This window comes from Pandoraea sp. NPDC087047, from assembly GCF_044745225.1.
Lineage (GTDB): Bacteria > Pseudomonadota > Gammaproteobacteria > Burkholderiales > Burkholderiaceae > Pandoraea.
Genome location: NZ_JBIUZU010000006.1, coordinates 189054 through 207962, shown reverse-complemented (window position 1 = coordinate 207962; position 18909 = coordinate 189054). Strand labels below are relative to the sequence as shown.

Annotated in this window: 16 protein-coding genes and 1 tRNA gene; 11 read left to right on the top strand and 6 right to left on the bottom strand. The window is 59.3% G+C overall.

Annotated elements, in window-relative coordinates; all coding sequences use genetic code 11:
* Nucleotides 1-184 precede the first annotated feature (184 nt).
* A complete protein-coding gene (locus ACIPHM_RS13475) occupies nt 185-1357 on the top strand; it encodes a helix-turn-helix domain-containing protein (RefSeq protein ID WP_400328613.1) in 1173 nt (390 codons plus the stop codon).
* 4 nt (nt 1358-1361) lie between these two features.
* Here the strand turns inward: ACIPHM_RS13475 and ACIPHM_RS13470 are convergent, their stop codons facing one another.
* Both ACIPHM_RS13470 and ACIPHM_RS13465 read right to left on the bottom strand, forming a co-directional pair.
* Nucleotides 1362-3971: an AAA family ATPase gene (locus ACIPHM_RS13470; protein WP_400328611.1), complete on the bottom strand. Its 2610-nt coding sequence runs from the start codon at nt 3969-3971 to the stop codon at nt 1362-1364.
* 530 nt (nt 3972-4501) lie between these two features.
* Entirely contained in the window at nt 4502-5089 is a 588-nt protein-coding gene (locus tag ACIPHM_RS13465; protein WP_400328608.1) for a YSC84-related protein, read from the bottom strand.
* Nucleotides 5090-5805: 716 nt separating this feature from the next.
* Between ACIPHM_RS13465 and ACIPHM_RS13460 the strand changes: the two genes are divergently transcribed.
* From ACIPHM_RS13460 to ACIPHM_RS13435, 6 genes are all read left to right on the top strand, one after another.
* A complete protein-coding gene (locus tag ACIPHM_RS13460) occupies nt 5806-6807 on the top strand; it encodes a transporter (RefSeq protein WP_400328605.1) in 1002 nt (333 codons plus the stop codon).
* A gap of 15 nt (nt 6808-6822) precedes the next feature.
* On the top strand, nt 6823-7272 hold the full coding sequence (locus ACIPHM_RS13455; protein WP_400328602.1) for a hypothetical protein: 450 nt from the start codon (nt 6823-6825) through the stop codon (nt 7270-7272).
* A gap of 162 nt (nt 7273-7434) precedes the next feature.
* Nucleotides 7435-7647, top strand: coding sequence for a DUF1059 domain-containing protein (locus tag ACIPHM_RS13450; RefSeq protein ID WP_400329088.1), 213 nt, complete (start codon nt 7435-7437; stop codon nt 7645-7647).
* 241 nt (nt 7648-7888) lie between these two features.
* A complete protein-coding gene (locus tag ACIPHM_RS13445) occupies nt 7889-9280 on the top strand; it encodes an FAD-binding oxidoreductase (RefSeq protein WP_400328599.1) in 1392 nt (463 codons plus the stop codon).
* 1041 nt (nt 9281-10321) lie between these two features.
* The gene (locus ACIPHM_RS13440) at nt 10322-10588 is read left to right on the top strand and encodes a BrnT family toxin (protein WP_400328596.1); all 267 of its coding nucleotides are present in this window, start codon (nt 10322-10324) and stop codon (nt 10586-10588) included.
* Complete coding sequence (locus ACIPHM_RS13435; RefSeq protein ID WP_400328594.1) at nt 10575-10916, top strand: BrnA antitoxin family protein; 342 nt, start codon at nt 10575-10577, stop codon at nt 10914-10916. Before ACIPHM_RS13440 ends, ACIPHM_RS13435 begins: the two co-directional genes overlap by 14 nt.
* Nucleotides 10917-11056: 140 nt before the next feature.
* Here ACIPHM_RS13435 and ACIPHM_RS13430 read toward each other — a convergent pair whose 3' ends face one another.
* Entirely contained in the window at nt 11057-11446 is a 390-nt protein-coding gene (locus tag ACIPHM_RS13430) for a DUF6088 family protein (protein WP_400328591.1), read from the bottom strand.
* A gap of 521 nt (nt 11447-11967) precedes the next feature.
* Here ACIPHM_RS13430 and ACIPHM_RS13425 point away from each other — a divergent pair.
* From ACIPHM_RS13425 to ACIPHM_RS13415, 3 genes are all read left to right on the top strand, one after another.
* A complete protein-coding gene (locus ACIPHM_RS13425) occupies nt 11968-12216 on the top strand; it encodes a hypothetical protein (RefSeq protein ID WP_400328588.1) in 249 nt (82 codons plus the stop codon).
* A gap of 1604 nt (nt 12217-13820) precedes the next feature.
* Nucleotides 13821-14141, top strand: coding sequence for a DUF4224 domain-containing protein (locus tag ACIPHM_RS13420; protein ID WP_400328585.1), 321 nt, complete (start codon nt 13821-13823; stop codon nt 14139-14141).
* Nucleotides 14123-14515: a tyrosine-type recombinase/integrase gene (locus tag ACIPHM_RS13415; RefSeq protein ID WP_400329085.1), complete on the top strand. Its 393-nt coding sequence runs from the start codon at nt 14123-14125 to the stop codon at nt 14513-14515. Before ACIPHM_RS13420 ends, ACIPHM_RS13415 begins: the two co-directional genes overlap by 19 nt.
* Before the next feature lie 258 nt (nt 14516-14773).
* On the opposite strand, the gene ACIPHM_RS13410 is transcribed toward ACIPHM_RS13415, so the two are convergent.
* Nucleotides 14774-14863 (bottom strand) — tRNA-Ser (locus tag ACIPHM_RS13410).
* A gap of 314 nt (nt 14864-15177) precedes the next feature.
* Here ACIPHM_RS13410 and ACIPHM_RS13405 point away from each other — a divergent pair.
* Nucleotides 15178-16902 (top strand): acyl-CoA synthetase, encoded by a 1725-nt coding sequence (locus ACIPHM_RS13405; RefSeq protein ID WP_400328583.1) that lies wholly within the window; start codon nt 15178-15180, stop codon nt 16900-16902.
* Between the two features lie 161 nt (nt 16903-17063).
* Here the strand turns inward: ACIPHM_RS13405 and hemW are convergent, their stop codons facing one another.
* Nucleotides 17064-18284 (bottom strand): radical SAM family heme chaperone HemW, encoded by a 1221-nt coding sequence (gene hemW / locus ACIPHM_RS13400; RefSeq protein ID WP_400328580.1) that lies wholly within the window; start codon nt 18282-18284, stop codon nt 17064-17066.
* A 5-nt stretch (nt 18285-18289) separates the two neighbouring features.
* Nucleotides 18290-18907 carry an RdgB/HAM1 family non-canonical purine NTP pyrophosphatase gene (rdgB, locus tag ACIPHM_RS13395; protein WP_400328577.1) on the bottom strand — a complete coding sequence of 206 codons (618 nt, stop codon included), beginning with the start codon at nt 18905-18907 and terminating at the stop codon, nt 18290-18292.
* Nucleotides 18908-18909: the final 2 nt, after the last annotated feature.

The window sequence follows — 18909 nt, the reverse complement described above, 5'->3', positions numbered from 1 at the left end:
CTGATCCGGTGCCTGGTTGACTTGCTTTCACGGTGTTTGCCCCAATTGCCAGCGAAACGACTTGCATTCAATCCTTCGAGTGCCCTCGGCGATCGCCCCCCAAAATGGGCCCCTGGCGCGGTACCTCGGAAATGACGCCACCAGGACAGCGTATCCTGGCTGCTGGCACTAAGGAGTACTAGGCATGCACCCTAGCCATGGCACGGACGCCGTCGGCCCGCCTCCCACGAATGGCGTCACGTTTTCCACGACTTTCCTGCTTCCGGAGGATCGCAACGATGCGTGCCGGGAGATCATCAGCCCGTTTTTCGATGCCCGTCACGTCAAAAGCGACGAAGGGGGCAATCTCGAAGGGGCATTGACATCGGTGCATGTCGGCCGGTTGCTGGTTGGGGAGACGGCGTTCAACTCGCAGCGGCATGACCGAAGTCTGAAGCTGGCATTGAGCAGCAGTCTTGATCAGTACCTGATCCAGCTGTTCGTTTCAGGGGCGCTCGATGGTGACTGCGACGGCGTGCCCGTTGCCGTGCGCCCCGGTGACATTCTTGCCATGGATCTTTCGCGCGTCGCTTATACACAGGTCAGCCCGGGGGCAACGGTGTCGCTGGTCGTGCCGCGGGAGGCGATCGACAAGTCCACGGGCGGACGCAGTATCCACGGCACCGTTCTGAAGGCCGACCAGGCCGTTACCCGTTTGCTCGCGAGCTTCCTTATCAACCTGTCGGACCTGGCGCCCGATATCGAAGGAGATGAGGCGCTGGCTGTGGAGCGCGGCGCGGTCAATCTGCTTGCGGAGGTGCTCGCGAAGCGGTCCGTGTCGACGTCGTTCACCGAAGACTCCGTGCTCGCGCGCGTGCTGCGCAGTCAGGTGTTGTCATACATCAATGCCAATCTCACGTCGCCCTCACTCGGACTTGAGGCAATCATCGTGCGATTTCGCGTTTCACGGGCGCACCTCTACCGCATTTTTGCGGCCGACGGCGGTATCGCGACGGTGATTCGTAACAAGCGGCTAGACGCTGCCTATCGGGCATTGACGCTTGGCGACGGCCGACGTGCCTCGTCCATCACGCGGCTGGCTCATGAGTTGGCATTCTCCGGAAGTAACCATTTCTTGCGGGCATTCCGGACGCGGTTCGGGGTAACGCCAAGTGAAGCCCGTGATCTGGCTTTTTCGTTTCAGCTTGCCGACCAGGGGGTCAAGGGGTTGTACACGCATCTATCGAATTACTCGTATCCACCCCCGGAGAGCCTGACTGAGCCGGCCCTCGTGGTGCCGGCAAGGCTGAGAAAGTTAATGCCTTTTCCTGACGATCCTTCAGGCGCAGGGAGAGTCTTTTTGTCGCCTGCGGAATGACCGCCTACCCTTGGCGGGGCGATCCGGCTCCCACAACCTCAACGCCGAGCTGACCCGCTTGCGATAGCGTCAGATCTATACGCTGCGGTAATTCGCCGGAGACCAGTCGAGCCAGAAGCTCCCGAGACACCGTGGGAAGAATGCGCTGATTGATATCGGCGTCGACGCCGTGGGCACCGGCATTCAGTGAGAGACAGCGCTCGGCCATCATCGTCACCAATGATTCGCTTACCTGGAACGTTACCCCGTGTTTTCGTGTCAGTCGCTCCGTCACTTTCGCGAGTTTCATCCGGACCACGTCTTTAAGCGCCTGAGCATTCAGAGGTCGATACGCAAGGATTTGGACGCGTGCGAGCAGAGCGGGTCGAAAGTACGCCAGCAGTTCCTGTCGAATTGCGTCGAGCAGTACGTCGTGGGTAACGTCCGTTTGTTTGGCGACAGTCGCCCCGATCGTTGCCGCCCCTAAATGCGACGTCATCAGAAAAACGCAATTGCGGACGTCGATCTCATGCCCGTGCGCGTCGCGAGTCATTCGTCCGTCGAACACTTGGCACAACAGGTCCAACACCTCTCGATGGGCAGCCTCCACCTTGTCTAGCAGGATCACACCGTATGGCCGTCGACGCACGGCCTCGGTCAGCACGCCGTCTGAGCCAGAGTCGGCATACCCTGGTAGCGGTCCCAGCAAACGGGAGACAGCATTGGCCTCCCGGTATTCGGCCATGTGAAGGGTCGTCAGCGCGGCGCCTGCGCCGAACAGGAGGTCGGCTAGCGCCAGTGCTGTTTCTGTCTTGCCCACCCCGGACGGCCCCGTAAGCAAAAACACCCCCAAGGGCGCATGCTCCGATTTGAACCCGGCTTCGCTGGTTCGCAGGTGTTCGGCGAGCGCGAGCAAGGTGTCTTGCTGACCGAGGACGCGTGAGCTCAACGGCTCGTCCAGCGCAAGCAGATTGCGCCGCTCGTCCGTGACCAGATGACTGACAGGAACCCCGGTCCAGTCGGATACCACCTGAGCTACCACCCGCGCGTCAACGTCGACAGGCACCAACGGGTTCGCATCCTGCGCTTTTGTCAGCGCTTTGAAGGCGAGCGCCAATGCGCAGGCGTCGCGCTCGTGCGGCGCCGCATCACGTTGCGCGCGAATGACATTGACGAGTTTGCGCTCGGTGGCACAACGGACTCGCATGTCGTTCGCATCGGCTCTTGCGGCATGAAGTGATGTCTCGATGGCTTTCAGCCGTTTGGGCGCGCTGACACCCCCTTCGGCAATATCGAATGCCAGTGTCGCCTGTTCGATTTCGAGGGCGCTGACGGCTGCCGCGGCGTGTTGCAGTGCTGCCGGTGCAATGTCCAGTGCCATCCTCACGCGACCGGCCGCCGTATCGATCAGGTCGAAGGCCTTGTCCGGCAATTTCCGCGAGGGAACGTAGCGACGCGAGAGCTTGACTGCGGCTACCAGCGCTTCATCGCGGACATGCACCCGGTGGAACGTTGCATAGTGCCACTTGAGTCCACGCAGCATCAGGAATGCGTCGTCGTCGTTCGGTTCGTCGACCTGGATGATTTGAAAGTGACGGGTCAATAAAACATCATGCTCGAAGACTGTTTTGTATTCGGCCCACGTTATCGCTGCGATGGTTCGCAATTCATGGTGCGCCAGTGTGCGTTTTAGCAGATTGGCTACGTGGAGCCCGTCTGCCGGGCGGTCGCTTTCAACGAGCGTATTCGGTTCGTCGATAAACAGAAGCACCGGCGCGGCGGATGTCTGTAGCGCTTCGATCACCGCATTGAACCGGTGCTCGCATTGGGTGTCTCCTTCGGCGTCGGCCTGCAATAACTCAAGGTTGAGCGTCAGAATACGAGCATCGCGAATGACATTCGGCACGTTGCCATTTGCCACGCGCAATGCCAGCCCATCGACCAGTGTTGTTTTTCCAACCCCTGGCTCGCCTACCAGGACCGGATTGTTTTTCCGGCGCTTGGCCAGCACTTCGACTATCTGCTGGATCTCCTGATCACGTCCGAAAACGGGATCGAGTTCTCCATTTCTTGCTCTCTGTGTTAGATCGATCGTGTAGTGCGCCAGCGGGTCTGCCGTTGATGCCGAGTCCGCTTCATCGCCCGTCAAAGGGGTATGCGGCTGTACCAGATCCTGTGGAAATCCCGTTTCAGGCATGGATTCTGTTTGTCCATCGACTGTCGACGAGACGCCGTTGTGGCGCAAGGGCGTTTCGCACGTGCGAGTGCCGAGCCGCAAGAGAAGCTGATCGATTTGAGCGCTGGTGAAGTTCAAAAACGGCCAAAGGGAGGGGGCGCGCAGCAGGTGCGGCGCCTCAACGATGACCTGGAGCAGATTGCCGGATCGGATAGGCCATTGGGCTTTGTCGGCACACGCATCAAGTACCGTTGCGAACTGAGAGGACAGCGCCGGTTCTTTTCGTAGATTGCGCGGTAATCGGTCGACGGTGGACATCAAAACATCGCACAGCGAATCCACGTCGACGCGGTAGTGATGCAGGATGGCGGGGATATCGCCATTCCCTGCCTCAACGAGTTTCAGCAGCCAATGCTCGACGGTGATTTCCTCGGCAAAGTGCGTCTTGCAAGAACTCACGGCAGCCTCCAGGGCCATCGTGCAGTGAGTGTTGAGGCGTCTGAGCAGAAGAGCGGTGTCGCGACATGTCATCACAGTCACCCAAGAATTCCGGGGAAAGGGGCGAGAGTCTCTGCAGACGTCAGGTGCAAGTGCGCATGGGCGTCGGCAGACTGCTATCGCAGCCAAGCGCCGGGCAGGCTTTCCTCGTGCGCGTTGAATGCTTTCGGCGTGGCGTCAGTCCGACGCCATGGTTCACGTTAGCAACGCGGGCGACATCCTGTCTTTGAACTTTTGCAAAGACCGTTTGATCTCGATGGCGATCTGCTCGAATTCTCGGGAGACTATTGGGAGAGTCAAACGTAAGTGTCCGGTGAGTCCGTTTTGACGGGGAGGGCGGGAAGGGCGGTATCTTGCGGGTAGAGACTCGCGGGCTCCGTTGCAGAGCCCGCGGCGTGGTTCAGATGCGATGGTGAACCGTGGAGAGATCGCGGCGATCCGGTGTCGGGGTATTGACGACCTTGGCGCCGCGAAACGTGCTCAGCGTTGCGTCAGAGGTGGAGCTTCGTGACCTTCGTGCCGTTGATCGACACGTCGCCCATCAGGCCGGTATTTGTCATCACGACGACCTGGACCGGCGCGGCGGCCGTGGTGGTGTCGATCGCGCCATTCGCACCCATCTTCACGAGGGCGACCGATGAGGCTGCGCCGGCGGCCCAGCCTTCGGAGCCGCGAAATTCATCGAGTGCGTTCTGCGTCATGAACAGGAACACGACCGCCTTCGACTGCGCCCCGGCCTGCAAGCCGACCGACAGCGACGACGTGTTGTAGTAGCCGACTGAATGGTTGCCAACGCGCAAGGCACCGTTGCCGGATTGGGCACCGACAATGAAGCCGGCCTGGATGACTTCCGGGAAGACCAGCACGCCGCGTGACTTGGAGACAAGTTCTCGCGAGCCCTTGACGGTGGAGTAGAGCCGCGTGAGCGTTGCATCGACGCTTGCGTCGATCGCCGCGGCCTTGGATGCACTGGTCGCTACGGTATCGGGCTTGCCCGAGGTGGTCGTGCAACCGGTGAGTCCGAGACTACCGACGACGAACGCGGTAGCGAGCATCAGCTTGGAGTTCCATTTCTGCATCGTTCTTCCCTTTCAGTTGTGATGTGCGATCGATTGGTCTTCGCTATGAGGGCAGAAAATGCAAACGAGGTGGGCGAGCATCCGTTGCAATCTCCCGCAAGATGACGGACACCTATTCGGTCATAAAACGATAAACCCGATCTCGCGATGATTCACCCAATGCGACAGGTGACTGACGATGGGTATGCGCCTTTTGACTGTTTGGATTCATGGCGCCCGAGCCTGATTGCTTCTCTACTATCAGTGCCTTTTATTCTGTCACACGGCTTTCGCGACACAACATCTCAACGTCTCATTTTCAATTTGAATTCGTCTCGTTGAGCCGCTTGACGCGGATCTGGCGAGGCGGGTGATCCATTTCAGACGGTCAGGCGCTGGTGGATATTCAAACAAAAACGGCCGCTATCCAAATGCTGGCTTTCCTGACTTCGTCTATTTTTCTCGCTTGAAAAGGAGGGTGTCCCGATAGGCGGTAATTGCCGTGTTCGAGCGCATGACGATAAGGCACATGCCATGGCCCTATCGACGTTGTGCAATGCCGGTTCCTATATGGCGTAGCCGCGCCGAACAAATTTGTCACCCCCGCCGGGGCCACATCGCCCGCTGCGGGCAAGCCGTGCCGACAGCTTTTCGGATTGACGCCGACCGCTCCGTTTCTGCTAACTTCCCGACCCACGTCAGGCAAGCGCCTGGCCTTGATGCATGAGGATTTTCTTGTGATTCTGCAACGTCTGTTTCGCCGGATTTCAACACACGCTGCACCGCTACGACGGACTGCCCCTGCGCTCGGCGCCGCGGTGCTTGCATTCACGGCGGCCACCCCTGCCGATGCCACAGAAGGCGGGTTGGGACGCCCGATCTCCGGCACTGCCGTGCAGCCCAGCATTGGGATCGTGTCGCCGCAGCCGATCTGGATCGCAAACGTCTCCCAGATCTATTTCGACGGCGATATCGGCGGAAGTCGACAGGTCCCGATCGCGGGCAAGGCCTCCCTCGGGCTGGAGGGGCAGATTGCCTTTACGCTCGCCACGCTCATGAAGACGTGGGATACGGGCACGGGGGCGTGGAATTTCGCATCGAGTTTCACGTTGCCCTATATGTGGACCAAGGTGACGGCCTCGTTGGGCGCGGGCGCACACAACGCGAGCGCTGCGCAGAACGCATCCAACCTGTTCGACATCAGCTTTACGCCGATCATCGCCGGTTATCACTTCTCGCAGACTGACCATATCGCGCTCTCGTTCAACATCTGGGCGCCGACCGGACGCTATGACCCGAACGCGCTGGCCAATCCGAGTCTGAACAACTGGACCTTCATTCCGCAAGTGGCCTACACGAAGTTGGTGCCGTCGTATGGACTGGAGTTCGACGTGGTCGCTGGCTTGCAGTTCTATACCCGCAATAACGCCACGGGTTATCAAAATGCGCCGCTGTTCACGCTCGACGTGATGGGGATGAAGAAGTTTGCGAATGGCGTGGGCGTTGGCCTCGTGGTGGGCACGACGCAGCAGCTTGGTAACGACAGCGGTGCGCTCGCCGATCGACTGGGGGGCTTTCGCGGTTCCGACGTCGCACTCGGGCCGATCGTGACGTACGACACCAAACTCGGCGGCAAGCTTCCGCTGTCGCTCTCGGCGCGCTGGGTGCCGACCATCGCGAGCACGAATCGTTTCAAGAGCACGCAGACGTTCATGGCAACGGGCACTCTGATTTTCTAGCGGGAGGATATTTTCATGAAATTCGCGATATGGGTCTTGGGGATGACGCTCGCAGCGTCGGCATTCGGCCAAAAGCCCTCCGTCTATCCCGCGCAGGGGCAGAGTACGGAGCGTCAGTCGAGTGACGACGGCGCGTGCTACGGATGGGCCAAGCAGAACACCGGGATCGATCCGGCTGCTGTTGCGGTGCAAACGGCGCCTCCGCCAGCCCCGACGGGGGGCCGCGTCCGTGGTGCTGCCCATGGGGCGGCGGTCGGGGCCGTTGTCGGCGAACTGGGACATAACGACGTGGGACACGCCGCCGCCGTTGGGGCAACCGTGGGCGCCGTCGCGGGGCACGCGCGTGCTCGCGGCGCGGCTGCCGCCCAGACCCAGATGGCGCAAAACGCCAAGGTGTCGGAGATGGATACGTACTGGCGCGCGTATGGCGCTTGTATGGAAGGGCGGGGGTATACCGTCAAGTGACGAGTCTCGGCGCCTCTTCACATCCCCCACCTGCGACCTATACTTTTTGAATGATTTCGTTCGCGAGAAGGAGGCGCAAGCGTGCCAAACGAATTTCGCGGAGCATCGCGCGTAGTCATTCACCTCAACCCTGCCTATTTCTTTTCGTATGAGGAGAAAATCATGGCCCGCAAATATATCGATTGCCGGGAATTTCCGAGCGAGACGAACTGCTCTGTCGCACTAAGCGCCGATTCCGAAAGCGAATTGCTGGAGGCCGCCGTACAGCATGCGATCACGGTTCACAAACACGCCGATTCATCGGAGTTGCGTTCACAACTGAAGACGCTTTTCCATGACGGTACTCCGCCCGTAGACGCACCACGTCGCGGGTAACGCGCTTGTTGGCCGATTGACGAGCGCTCCCATCCCACCACCCCTTGCCAACGTCTAATTTCTCGTTGGCCATAGCCGCCTATCGTCGCCGTGGCGACAATGCCCTCTTCACGAATTAGCGACACAGAGTCACCGATGGCGACGCGCGTTGTCGCCCCCTTTGAAGCGGGCAAAGCCTCCGAGATTTGTCGAGTCTCCCTGTGATTGCCTCAAGTGTGGTCCACATGACATGAGGTGTTTCATGGCCAAGCTATCCAATAATGCAATCGAAGCACTAAGCGCGGCGACCCGAGGCCAGGTGTTACGGCCCGGCGATCCTGATTTCGATCAGTCACGACGTCTCTGGAATGCCATGATCGACCGCTCTCCGGCCGTGATCGTGCGCTGCGCGGGCGTTGCCGATGTTCGCCGTGCGGTGAGCTTCGCGCGCGATAACGACTTGCCGCTTGCCGTGCGTGGCGGCGCGCACAACATCGCCGGCACGGCGGTCTGCGACGACGGACTGATGATCGATCTGTCGCCCATGAAATCGGTGCGCATCGATCCGGTTGCGCGTCGCGCTTATGTCGAGCCGGGCGCTACGCTTCGCGATTTCGATCACGAGGCGCAGGCTTTCGGGCTGGCGACGCCGCTTGGGATCAACTCCACTACCGGCGTGTCAGGCTTGACGCTCGGTGGCGGGTTCGGTTGGCTCAGTCGCAAATACGGAATGACGATCGATAATCTCCTCTGCGCGGATGTCGTCACCGCCGACGGGGAGCTGGTTCACGCCGCCGCCGATACGGATGAGGAGCTCTTCTGGGCGATTCGCGGTGGTGGAGGCAATTTCGGCGTCGTCACGATGTTCGAATTCCGGCTTCACCCTGTGGGTCCGGAGGTGTTCGGGGGGCTCGTCGTGCTGCCGATAGAACAGGCGAAAGACGCGCTCAAGACATATCGCGTTGCCGCGGACGAAATGCCGGACACGCTCTCCGTATGGGCCGTGCTGCGCCTCGCGCCGCCGTTGCCGTTCCTGCCGGAGGATGTCCACGGCAAGCCGGTCATCGCTTTTGCAAGCTGCTACACCGGCGCTCTCGACGACGGCCCGGCAGCGTTAGAGGTCGTGCGTCGCTTCGGCACCCCGTACGGCGAACATCTCGGCCCAATGCCTTATGCGATGTGGCAACAGGCGTTCGACCCGTTGCTGACACCCGGCGCCCGCAATTACTGGAAATCGCACAATCTGGACCAATTGCCCGATGGACTGCTGGACGTGCTGATCGACGCCATTGGCAAACTACCGTCGCCGCAATGCGAAATCTTTTTCGGACAGATCGGGGGAGAAACAACTCGCTATCCGGCGGATGCCACGGCCTATCCGAGCCGCGATACACAATATGTCATGAACGTGCACGGACGCTGGAGCGACCCGAACGACGATGCGCGATGTATCGCGTGGGCACGTGCATTTTTCGATGCATCTGCGCCTTTTGCGCTGGGTAGCGCGTACGTCAACTTCCTGACGCAAGACGAAACGGAGCGCGTCGGCGCGGCCTATGGCCCGAACTACGAGCGCCTCGTCGCAGCGAAAACTCGGTATGACCCGCAAAACCTGTTTCATCACAATCTGAATATCAAGCCGTCGCATGGCTGATGTTGATGCGTGGGGCTCGATTGGGGGGGATTAGGACTTGCCGGTTTGGGGGATTGGGTATGTCAACGCGCTTAATTGTCGACGCCCTGCGGGCCAGCGGAAAGGTGACTACGGGCGCGGAAGAGCAAGTGTGAGCGAACGGAAGACCCTGTCTTCGCACATCTGGAACAAGGCTCGCGACTGGGGCTACACGGATCAACCGAATCCGTGCGCTGGCATCAAGGGTTATGGCGAACGGCCACGAGATGTGTACGTCAAGGACGAGGAGTATCTCCTCATCCGTAAACACGCTCGCCGGCCGCTAGGCGATGCGATGCATTGGCATATCTGACCGGGCAACGTCCCGACGTCCTCAAGATGAGGGAACGCGATCTATTGGACGGGTGCTTGGTAATCCAGCAGCGAAAGACTAACGTTAAACTTCGAATTCGATTTGGCTCGAAAGGTGATTGCCCAATCTGAGTCGCTGCGCCGAGACCGTCGTATGCGAGTCAGCTAGCTTAAGGGCCTTGCTCCCCAAAAGGGGGCGCGACGGATGTTCGTTACAAATCGCAAAGCGCCGTTGATAGTCCTTTCTGTCATTCGCCCGCTGAGGGGCGCAAGCTACCCTTGGTTGTGCCAATGCGTGCTCATTGTTACCGCGTCAAAGCAATGTGTTTTAGAGCGCAATTCCCGACCTTAGGCGGAGCACCGCAAAAAATAGTTTCGGGGCACCACCCAAAACAGTCAGTAGCTACTACCCGGGTAAACAAAGAAATCTGGCGGAGGCGGTGAGATTCGAACTCACGGAAGGGTTACCCCTTCGCTGGTTTTCAAGTCTGGCTGGGAAATCGTTGCGAAACCGTGGGTTAGGTGAGGTTTTGTTTCGAGATGGGCGGGACGTGATCGGCCGGAAACCCGCGTGGTTACTGGAGGTGGGAAAAGCGTTGCAGAGCGGGGTTTGAGGCGATTGTGTTGCAGGATGTCGGGAAATATCCTGATTTTTTGTCGCCACAAAAAATAATTGCCGATCGGGAATTTTTGTGGGTACAATAAATGCCCATGGATATCGGTTTCGACCCGGGAAAAAGTGAACGGAATGAGCAGGAACGGGGTTTGCCGTTCACGATGGCCCAAGATTTCGAGTGGGACAGCGCGGTGATCGAAGAGGATGTTCGAGTCGACTATGGCGAGCGCCGCTACCGAGCTTTCGGGTATATCGGTGAACGGTTGTTCGCATTGGTCTTCACGCCTCGCGCAGAAAAAATACATGTCATTAGCCTGCGCAAGGCGAATTCGCGAGAGGTGAAACGTTATGCCGAAACTTAAGCCGGGAACCATCCTCCCCACTCCGGTTGAAGACGCCAAGATCAAGAAGCAGATTCGTCAGGATTCGCAAAATCCAGAGTGGACGAAAAAGGGCTTTGCCAAAGCGCATCCTGCGAGCGAGGTGATGCCGGGGATTGTTGGCAAAGAGGCTGCGGAGCAATTGCTCAAGTCACGTGGCCGACCCAAGGCCGATATCACGAAAGAACGAATCAACATTCGGTTGTCGCCGGAAGTTGTCGATTACTTTAAAGCCTCTGGACGCGGCTGGCAAACGCGAATTGATGCAGCGCTAAGGCAGTTCATCTCAGAGCATCCGCATTTGGTGTGAGATGAGTCGTGGGCGTAGCGCGTCGCGAGTGCAGTACGCGCCTGGCACCACTGCGTGGTCTTCAGCGTTATTCACATTGACGTCACCTATATGCCAGCGAAAACGCTGGGAGATCCTTGTGCGATTCACGTCACTCGACGTCAAGAAGCTCGTTTGCGATGATTCTCATACTGGACGCGTCGATTGCCGAACTCGAGTTTGCGGGTAATGCGTCGGTTTCCCGTGTTGACGATGACGTTTGCAGGCAATTGGCCGGTACGTCCAGCGTTGTAGGCCGCGACTGATTTGCTGGGTAATGTCATAACGCCCAATCTCTTAAGCGCCTGAGGTGCTAGAACCTCAAGCGGGCGTACTGGGATGGGCTTTCCGGACAGGATGCTGGGCTTTGCCCTGGCATATACGCTCATGCCCAACTTGACCAGCATCCCATCGGTGACGAGTTCTCGCAGAGCGCGGCCACGTTGCGTGCGACTCCCCAGCGTCGCGAAGTCTGAAGCCGGAAAGACATCGGTCGTTTGCTGACGAAGCAAAGATTTCAGTTTGTCTCTGAGTGTGATGGCGATCTCCTTCTGGCTCGCATATTCGCTTTCCTAGGCCAATACGTTAGTTGCGTTTTCATAATAATCAGAACTTCACAGGTATTGTGCTTTGGCCCTGTCTATCCGGGTGAACTTCTCGGGCGAAAGGACGATTCGTCAGAAACGTCCCAAGTCACTTCTAGGGACGTGTCCGAATAACGCGGGATGCTGTAAAGTCGCGCGTCTTAGGCGCTGTCATGCTGTTCTCAGCCTCATATTCTGTAACCGTCACGTCCCAAACGTGACCGGGATTTGCAGCCCGACAATGAGTTCACGGGCACACAGCCGCGATGTTTGCGGCTACTGTGTGCATGACCCTGTACGTCTTCCTTATGGGTGGGCTTGGGCTGGGACACCGTCAGGTGTGCCGTTGAGCCATGTTCATTGCGGTCTGCAAACCTAGTCCAATGCCCGCCCACCCTCCGTTAGCGGATGTGTGAGCGGGATTCAACCGGCTAGCATGAGGACACCGTATGACATCTCTCGTTTCTTCTTTCCCCGCAGTTCGCGATTCTCTCGACAAACTTCACAGCTTGTCCGAACGCCTCCTCGCGCTCTGCATGGTCGCGGCAAATCAAGAAAACACCGAATCCATTCCGCCAGAATTCGCGAACGCGTATTTCGAGCAAATGGGCGACCTTGCAGACGAAGTTCTCGACGTGACGCAACGTTTGGACGACGATTTGAGCTTCGCGGACATCCGCGCGCTCCTACCTGCTTGAATCGTAGGGCGGCCGCCGCAGTTGCGCACATCTTGTCCAGAGAAACACCATCAAATTTCTCGTTCACATGAGGTGCCCACTGCGGTGGCAGATGTGCGACTGATTTCGATGCAGAAGGTATTAGGGCACATGTGGTTCGCACAGGCGCGTTGCGGTGATAACTGCTGCTGTGCTTTCCGGGGCCGACCATCGATGTGGAGGGAGGGATGGATTCCAATCTCGGCTATCCAGCGTTCTTCAGGCGTTTTGCATCCTGAGCGGCTTGCGCTAATGCGGGTGAAGTGTGCCCGTTGGACTCATCCGTTCGTGCCGTTACCAACCAGAACGCGAACTGAGGCCAAGCTTGGCCTATCGCCTCGATCATCTCGGACGTTGGGCGTTGAAGGCCTCGGGAGACGTTCTGCCATCGCTTCGACGGAATTCCCGTGAAGTCCTCCATATCGCGCCAGCATCGATCTGCGTTGGTGACATGTTCGATGAGCTCGCAAATTCGCTCACGCATATCGGAATTTCCCCAGATACCTTTCAAGCATGGAAACCTACAATTTAGACTGACCTAATTTATAGGCGTTAGTGGCTCGGTTAGGTGTGGCTGATCACGAATGTGAGGAGCCACTGTCCTCGATGCGCGGGGCACATCCTCATGACGTCGCGGAGTTCGAAAGAACCTTGCACTCGGACGGAGCTGCTGTAGGACGTGCTCAGCGCTAACCCATGTGCCAGGTGCGGAATCACACCACTGTCTGTGTGAGTGTCCTGAACCGTTGCCAGCAAACACCTAAAGGCGAATGCCTCGTGGAATTCGCCTTTGCTTCGTCAATGGAAGCTGAGGTGCTGTTGCGCATTGTAGCGCCGCCTTTATACGCAACTTGTGCATGCCTGACGGTTTCGAGCTGGGCGCTCGCACAAGTAAGTCTGTCCGATTCCATGCATTCGAGTGCGTGCCATCGTCACGCTTCTCTCATTCGCTCCACCGACAAATTTCGCGTCGTCAATGCTGAGTAGCTGTGACTGCGATAGGAGATTGCGATGCTCTACCCGTTGTCGCTCAATCGGCTCGAAAGTTGTGTTTCTCGAAATTGCAAAAGACGTCTGCCGTGCCTTTGCATGTATCTGAGCGCATACCGAATTTGCGGCGAACCATGCGTGAAGTGCCGATGGCAACTTCGGGCGCCTAGCGTCGGGAGTGTCGCTGCCGTCGCCGGAGCCGAGGTTGGGTGCGAGGGTGTCTGCAACGTCGGGGCCGTTGACGCGCGGCCCAGCGCGACCTGCGCGACCGAGCAGCGGGTGCCGCCACGGGCATTAGCCGGAGCGTTGCCGTTGGATGAGTCGACTTTCACTGGACACGGTTTTGCGGGCCTGAATGGCGAAGTGGAGCGGATGGTATCGAGTAAGGCGCTTTGTGCGCCGCCACCGCCCGCAGGGCCGAGGACGGAGGCGGCGCGCGAAGCGCGCCCTAAATATATATCCGTAACACTTAACGACATAACCGGTACAGATCGCCGATGCAAAGACGGTTATGTATCAAGTGAGTGCCTTCGTGAGACGAGCGAGCCGCTGATAGGAGGTTGGAGAAGTTTTGAAAAAGTTAAGCGGGGCGCCCGATGTGCACGATGAGATTAGGACAATCGCGTGCATTGGCGCCACAAACTGATGTTGCTGGAGAGTCGATGATGGAGACATTCTCAACTAGGGACGAGGTGCAGTACCTGACCGGAAGGCAAATCAAAACGAAGCAAGCGGAGATGCTTCGACGCATGGGCATTCCGTTCTTTCTGAACGCAGGCGGAAGACCAATCGTGGCGCGAGTTGCTATTGAGGGGCGGGGTGGTAGTGTTGCGGTCATCAGCCCCAAATGGGTGCCTCGTGTGCTGGGGGAAAGGCATGGGGCGATTCAGAGTGAGATATTTCGGATGGGTGCTTGATAATCCAGCAGGGAAAGACAAATGCCAAGGTTCGGATTCGAATAACAGGGCGACTCAAAGTCACGCTTGATCGGATCTCTAAGCAAAAGATCGGCCATAATCCACGAAGTCTTTATCTTGTTGTGACTGAGCGAGGCCAGCGTATTGGCCTAAAGTCGATCCAATCGATGTTTGTTGAGGCGCGCGGGCAAGCCGGATTGGCCGATCCGAAAAAGTACCAGTTCCGTGACCTGCGAGCGAAAGCGGGTACGGATAAGGCCGATGATGTTGGGGACATACGGGCTGCCCAGAAGCAACTCGGGCACACGAACATTGCGACCACTGAGCGCTATATGCGGAATCGCCGAGGCGCTAAGGTTGAACCTACTCGTTGATTACATGTGGTTCCATCCGTTCGCGTTTCATACAGCCTCGACCTTGACGGTAACGTGGAAAGTCGAGCCGAAAATTTTTGACTGCAATTGGCGAGTCGTGATTTTAAGAATTTTTTGGAATAGTGTTGGAATTTGTGGTTAATAAATATTTCTTCGGACGTCTGCTCTAATCCGCACACAACACTGTGTCGTTTCTCTGCTATTGCGGAGCACCGCTCGTGGATGTCAGTAACTACTACCGTGAAAACCAAGAAATTCTGGCGGAGGCGGTGAGATTCGAACTCACGGAAGGGTTACCCCTTCGCTGGTTTTCAAGACCAGTCCATTAAACCACTCTGGCACGCCTCCGGGGCGTTGCGCACGACTCGGGTGTCGTGGCAGGGGATGCCGTCTTGGTGACGGCTTGGGATGCGTGCGGTCCGGGGGAATCGGCGTCGGAACCCCGGCGCAGGCCGGTACCGCACGGCAGCCGGCATTATACCCGCTCATCCCCTCCTGTGAAGCCTTCATTCCGCCTAAATCGTTCCACATCCCGCTTATTTCCTCGCATCGCCCCGTCCACCCCTTGTCTTGCGCCCGTCCGGCATGCATCATGCTTCAAGACGTGCGGTGAACGCCCCCGGCGTTACCGTGCGAGGCCAGACATGACCCGGAGACACCGCATGGATGCCGACACCTCCCGCGACCCCGCCCAAGAGACGTCAAATGACGCCAGCGGCGAGCCCGTGACCACCGCCGCACCTGCCAACGCCTTCACGTGGCAGATTCCCACGCTCTACAACATCGGCGTCGACGTCTGCGATAAGTGGGCCGACGGCACCAACCGACTCGCGCTCGTGCACGAAAGTGCCGATGGCTCTCACGTGCGTCTCACGTTCGATGTCCTCAAGCAACTCTCCAATCAGCTAGCCAACGAATGGCGCGCCCACGGCGTGAAGGCCGGCGACCGCATCGGCATCTTTCTGCCGCAATCGCCCGCCACGCTCGTCGCCCATGTCGCCGCCTATAAGCTCGGCGCCATCGCCGTCCCGCTCTTCACGCTCTTCGGCCCGGAAGCGCTCGCCTATCGGCTGCAAAACTCCGGCGCAGCCGTGCTCGTCACCGACCTCGCCAGCATCAGCAAAATCGACGACATTCGCGCCGAACTCCCCGATCTGCGCCTCGTCTATGTCGTCCACGACGACCTGCCCGAAGCCCATCATCACGTCACCGATGACGAGGATTGGGGCATTGCCGAAGACGGCCTGCTCGCGCTGTGGCCCGCGATCGCCTCGCGCGACACGCACTTCGAACCCGTCCAGACCCGCGCCGACGCGCCCGCACTGATCATCTATACCTCCGGCACCACCGGCAAACCCAAGGGCGCTTTGCATGCGCATCGCGTGCTGCTCGGCCATCTGCCCGGCGTGGAGACGTCGCACAACGGCTTCCCGCAGCCCGGCGATCTGATCTGGACGCCCGCGGACTGGGCGTGGATCGGTGGATTGCTGGACGTTCTACTGCCCGCGTTGCACCACGGGGTGCCGGTTCTCTCGCGACGCTTCGAAAAGTTCGATCCCGTCGCCGCTTTCGATCTGATGGCGCGTCACGGGGTGCGCAACACGTTCTTGCCGCCGACAGCGCTGAAAATGCTGCGCACCGTCCCATCGCCGCGCGAACACTGGCCGTTGCAATTGCGCTCGGTCGCCAGCGGCGGGGAATCGCTCGGGCCCGAACTGCTGGCCTGGGGACGCGAGCACCTCGGCGTCGATATCAACGAGTTCTACGGGCAGACGGAATGCAATATGGTCGTGTCGTCGTGCGCTACCGAATTCCCGGCGCTGCCAGGCGCGATCGGACGCGCGGTGCGCGGGCACGACGTGGTGATCGTCGATGACGATGGCAAATCGTTGCCCATCGGGGCGGTCGGCAACATCGCCATCGCTCGGCCCAATCCGGTTATGTTCCTCGGCTACTGGCACAACCCGGAAGCCACAATGGAAAAGTATCGAGGCGACTTCCTGCTGACCGGCGATGCGGGATTCGTCGACGAGAACGGGTACATCACCTTCACCGGCCGCTCGGACGACGTGATCACCAGCGCGGGCTATCGGATCGGCCCGGGCCCCATCGAGGATTGCCTGATTCGCCACCCGGCAGTGCAGTTCGCCGCGGTCATCGGTGAGCCCGACGAACTCCGCACGGAGATCGTGAAAGCATTCATTGTGCTGCGCGAAGGGCACGAGCCCTCCGACAAGCTCGCGAAGGAAATTCAGGACTTCGTGAAAAACCGGCTGGCCGCGCACGAGTACCCGCGCAAGGTCGTGTTCCTGCCGGAACTGCCGATGACCGTCACCGGCAAGATCATTCGGAAGGCGCTAAGAGAGATGGGGGCCGTGCTCGGGTGAGGCACAACGAAGGTGCTACAAAGGCGCAAGATGCGGTTTGAACCTGCGGCATCGGCCTGGACGCATCGGTTTGAACGCGCGTTTTCTATGTGTACGAATCAAAATGGCGGAGCCCTCCAGCAGAGATGCCCCGCCATCGTCGCTCATGTCTCGCAAGCCGCCTACTTCGCGTCCTTCTCCAGAAACATTCCTTGCAGGTCGTTCAGGAAGCGTTGACCCAACTCGGTCGGCGCGATTCGTTGCGGGTCGTCGACCAGCAATCCTTTTTCGACGCCGGCGGCCAGCGCCTTGGCAATCCTCGCCATCGGCAAGCCCGTGCGATCCGCGAACAGTTCGCTCTTCACGCCATCCGTCAGACGCAACGCATTGAGCATGAATTCGAACGGCAAATCGCGCGCGTCGACCTCGCGCGTTTCCTGAATCGCGTTGCCCGCTGCGGCCGCCTCCATAAAGCGTTGCGGATGCTTGTGGCGAACCTGACGCAACACGCGATGCGGGAACGAAATCTTGCTGTGCGCGCCCGCACCAATGCCGAGATAGTCGCCGAATTCCCAGTAATTCACGTTGTGCTTGGCGCGTCGATGCGGCTGCGCATACGCGGACACTTCGTAATGCCCATAACCCGCCGACGCCGTGCGCTCGGCAATCCAGTCCTGCATATCGGCCGCCGTGTCGTCGTCGGGCACGGTGGGCGGGTATTTGTGGAACTGGGTATTGGGCTCGAGCGTGAGGTGGTACAGCGACAAATGCGGCGGCGCGAACGAGATCGCCGTCTCCACGTCCTGCTGACATTGCGCCAATGTCTGGTTCGGCAGCGCGAACATCAGATCTAGGTTGAAGTTCTCGAAGTTGGTCTGCGCGATCTCGATGGCGTGACGCGCTTCATCGCCGTCGTGAATGCGTCCGAGCGCTTTCAGATGCTCGCTGTTGAAGCTCTGAATGCCGATGGACAGGCGGTTGATCCCGCTCGCACGGAAGCTGCGGAATTTGTCCGCCTCGAACGTGCCGGGGTTCGCTTCCATGGTGATTTCAGCGTCGGCATCGAGCGGCAGCAGCGCGCGCAGATCCGAGAGCAAACGGTCCAGACCCGCCGCCGACAACAGGCTCGGGGTGCCGCCGCCAATGAAGACGGTGTGCACCGGACGTCCCCACACCAACGGCAACGCCTGCTCCAGATCCTGACGCAACGCGTCGAGATAAGCCTGCTCGGGGAACGCTTGCGCACCCCCGTCACCACGCCACTCGTGAGAGTTGAAATCGCAGTACGGGCACTTGCGCACGCACCAGGGGAAGTGCACGTACAGCGACATCGGCGGCAGCGCCGGCAAGCTGATCTTGCCGGGCCGCAGGAAGTTCTGCACGGGCAGCGCGGACTGACTCATGCTGCTCACGCCTCCCGGCCCAGCTTTTCCAGCAGCACGCGCAATGCGCGGGCACGATGGCTGTGGGCGTTCTTGACGGCAGGATCGAGCTCGGCAGCCGTCTGATTCAGCGAACGGATGAGGAAGTGCGGATCGTAGCCGAAGCCATGCGCGCCGCGCGCTTCGTCGACGATCTCGCCATCCCAACGTCCCTCGGCAATGATCGGTTGCGGATCTTCGGCGTGGCGTACGAGCACCAGCGCGGCGAAGTAATAGGCGTCGCGATAGCCGGGGGTGTCGGCATGCGGCGCGAGTTGTTCGATCAGATGACGATTGTTCGCGGCGTCGGATTTTTCGCGTCCGGCACGCGCTGCATAACGCGCGGAATACACGCCCGGTGCGCCGCCGAGGATCGGCACGCACAGGCCGGAGTCGTCTGCGAGTGCGGGCAGGCCGGTCGCTGCGGCCGCGTGACGCGCTTTGGCCAGCGCGTTTTCGATGAAGGTGACGTGCGGCTCTTCCGCCTCGGACACGCCAAGCATGCCCTGCGGCACCAGTTCGATGCCGAGCGGCTCGAACAGCGAGGCAAACTCGCGCAGCTTGCCCGGGTTGTTCGACGCCAATACGATCTTCTGCATCGCCATCG

Bases quoted from the DNA above. Each gene is read 5' to 3' on its own strand.
- ACIPHM_RS13475 (WP_400328613.1), top strand. From the start codon at position 185: ATGCACCCTAGCCATGGCACGGACGCCGTCGGCCCGCCTCCCACGAAT.
- ACIPHM_RS13465 (WP_400328608.1), bottom strand. From the start codon at position 5,089: ATGCAGAAATGGAACTCCAAGCTGATGCTCGCTACCGCGTTCGTCGTC.
- ACIPHM_RS13455 (WP_400328602.1), top strand. From the start codon at position 6,823: ATGAAATTCGCGATATGGGTCTTGGGGATGACGCTCGCAGCGTCGGCA.
- ACIPHM_RS13450 (WP_400329088.1), top strand. From the start codon at position 7,435: ATGGCCCGCAAATATATCGATTGCCGGGAATTTCCGAGCGAGACGAAC.
- ACIPHM_RS13445 (WP_400328599.1), top strand. From the start codon at position 7,889: ATGGCCAAGCTATCCAATAATGCAATCGAAGCACTAAGCGCGGCGACC.
- ACIPHM_RS13440 (WP_400328596.1), top strand. From the start codon at position 10,322: ATGGATATCGGTTTCGACCCGGGAAAAAGTGAACGGAATGAGCAGGAA.
- ACIPHM_RS13435 (WP_400328594.1), top strand. From the start codon at position 10,575: ATGCCGAAACTTAAGCCGGGAACCATCCTCCCCACTCCGGTTGAAGAC.
- ACIPHM_RS13425 (WP_400328588.1), top strand. From the start codon at position 11,968: ATGACATCTCTCGTTTCTTCTTTCCCCGCAGTTCGCGATTCTCTCGAC.
- ACIPHM_RS13420 (WP_400328585.1), top strand. From the start codon at position 13,821: ATGTGCACGATGAGATTAGGACAATCGCGTGCATTGGCGCCACAAACT.
- ACIPHM_RS13405 (WP_400328583.1), top strand. From the start codon at position 15,178: ATGGATGCCGACACCTCCCGCGACCCCGCCCAAGAGACGTCAAATGAC.
- hemW (WP_400328580.1), bottom strand. From the start codon at position 18,284: ATGAGTCAGTCCGCGCTGCCCGTGCAGAACTTCCTGCGGCCCGGCAAG.
- rdgB (WP_400328577.1), bottom strand. From the start codon at position 18,907: ATGGCGATGCAGAAGATCGTATTGGCGTCGAACAACCCGGGCAAGCTG.